Origin of the sequence: Herbaspirillum sp. GCM10030257 (genome assembly GCF_042666555.1) — a bacterium.
In the GTDB taxonomy this organism is placed as follows: domain Bacteria; phylum Pseudomonadota; class Gammaproteobacteria; order Burkholderiales; family Burkholderiaceae_D; genus Noviherbaspirillum.
This window is the reverse complement of record NZ_JBHTDH010000099.1, coordinates 1-1,556: the sequence shown is the minus strand read 5'-3', so window position 1 is coordinate 1,556 and position 1,556 is coordinate 1. Positions and strand designations below refer to the sequence as shown.

The window sequence follows — 1,556 nt, the reverse complement described above, 5'->3', positions numbered from 1 at the left end:
CAATGCCGATCCGCGCAAGTGGCTGCCGGGGCAGTCGGTCACGGTAAGCCAGACGGTGACGCTACCGGCCGGCATCAGTTCGGGCAACTATGAAGTGCTGCTGCACCTGGCCGATCCGATGGCATCGCTGCACGACCGTCCAGAGTATGCGATCCAGCTGGCCAACAACAATGTCTGGGAAGCCAACACCGGCTTCAACAAGACCAATCACGTTGTAAGTATCGCGCCGTAACCCTCACCAGGCGCTTCCATCATGAAGCGCCGTGCCGTATCAATTTAAAAAAGGGCAAGTCAGTGACTTGCCCTTTTTTACACCCTTGGCTCCTGCAGCAAACCAATTTGTATGATGGAAATCGGGGAACGGCATTTTCTCTTTGTTAAGGCAGACACATCAACAATGCAGGAGCGGTACGCAGCCTTTGGTACCGCATTCTGCAGCGTAAGCTGGAAACGCATGTCGTCGCGGCATCACCATGTCAACGTAAAGGCATATCCGTATCACGTTGGAATCATCTCGCAATAAATTTCCTGCATCTTTTCATTTTGGTTTTCCCGTTAGTCCTATAGGATAGGAGCTGTGCATGGTTTGTTTGCTTGAGCCACCCGTCGGTTCGGTGCAAGGGCCGACGACCGCTGGACACAGCCAACGCAAGCCGGACGATAGACCCCCTACGGGTCCGTGTTGCGATTTTGGGCCTTGTTATCCGGTATCGCTTTAATCATCAAGAATCCGTAGCGCCGTCAAGACGGTTGGTACGCAATACGATATGTCATGTGCCATCGTTATGCCTTACCGGCCGCGCCAAGCAATCAGCGGCATCGCTGTAAGATAAGCCCAGCGCGCGGCCAGTCCAGTCACTCGGAGAAAACATGAAAACAACAATAAATTTTATCCGCCTTGCCGACCGTTTCGGCGACAATTCGCGTGCGGGAGGCCGTCCGGGTCTGTTGGTCGAGGACGCGGCTGGCGTACCATATGAATTCAATTTACCGCAGCAGCTGCCAATCAGGACACCTGGGAGGCAGTTACCGGCTCCAACCGACTTCATCATGTTATTGGTTTTGCACCTTGATGCCTGCAGCCAATCGGGCAGGATCCGCGTTTTAGCGCGATACCTTGCTACGGGAATATGTTGCGCCTTACTCCTTGCCGGATGCGGCGAACGCAGAGAATCCGGCAAGACAACGTCACAAACCGATACGCCAGAGCCGCATTCCGTTCCGCGTCAGGAAAATACGGATTCCGCTGCATCGCATGCACCCTTGCCAGGGCGGGTTGCAAAGATAAAATATGGTCGAAATGCCGCGCAGATTTTCAATCCGGAGCGCGGCCTGTACCGCTATGTTGATTGCAATTCCAGCGTCGGTGCATCGACCTTGCAAAGCTACCGCAATGAAGGCACGTCGCTGGTGTACTGCATCGTCAACTTGAGCAGCTTCATCAATTCGCCGATCAGCCAGACACAGCTGGACCTGTTCCAGCGCCGCATGGATGAGTTCCGTAGCGCCGGCCTCAAGGCCATTCCGCGCTTCGTCTACAGCGAGAACGAAGGTGG

The 1,556-nt window shown here is 54.6% G+C and carries 2 protein-coding genes; both read left to right on the top strand.

Going from position 1 to position 1,556, the window contains the following annotated elements; translation table 11 throughout:
- Window positions 1-232, top strand: a 232-nt coding sequence (locus ACFQUU_RS29230) for a DUF4832 domain-containing protein (protein ID WP_382252142.1), incomplete at its 5' end; no start/stop codon positions are given.
- Window positions 233-870: 638 nt separating this feature from the next.
- On the top strand, window positions 871-1,556 hold a 686-nt coding region (locus ACFQUU_RS29225), incomplete at its 3' end, for a DUF4874 domain-containing protein (RefSeq protein WP_382252140.1).